Here is a 454-nt window from a genome sequence, read left to right as displayed (position 1 = left end):
CGCACGGCGCCGGTACGGTGGTCTGCAGGATGACCGCGGGGAGCGGCCCGGCCGCCATGAAGATATACGAGCCGGCGCGGCTGCGGGTCGCGCCGTCCAGCGACGTACTGTCGCGCAGCAGCCAGAGCGTGAACAGCCCGGCCGCGATGCCGAGCAGGCCGACCGAAAACGGTGTGGCCGAGCGCGGCCGCGAGTCGCGAATGGGCGCGACAGTGTCTAAAGTTGAGTTCAGTTCATCCTCGTCGTCATGACATTGCGGCGGCCGGGCTATTGGTTTTTTGGGGCCCGGCCGTTTTGTCGAAATAACGCTTTGAAGTAACGCTTATTTGCCACCCGCGGTGATGCCGCCGAGCAATCCGCCGACCAGATTTGTCACCGGCGCGAGCGGATTCTTGTTCGACGTGTTGCTTGAGCCGTTTGCGGTGCCGCCTGTCAGCCCGCTGATGAGCGTGCT

At 64.5% G+C, this 454-nt stretch carries 1 pseudogene; it reads right to left on the bottom strand.

Features of this window, described 5'->3' with window-relative positions:
• Window positions 1-232 (bottom strand): annotated as a pseudogene (locus FH08_RS54480) (hypothetical protein); the annotation flags it as partial.
• Between the last annotated feature and the right edge of the window lie 222 nt (window positions 233-454).

The organism is Caballeronia sordidicola, assembly GCF_000729995.1.
GTDB classification, from domain to species: domain Bacteria; phylum Pseudomonadota; class Gammaproteobacteria; order Burkholderiales; family Burkholderiaceae; genus Caballeronia; species Caballeronia sordidicola_A.
Note: the sequence above shows the minus strand (reverse complement) of the source record. Positions and strands in the feature narration are given on the sequence as shown.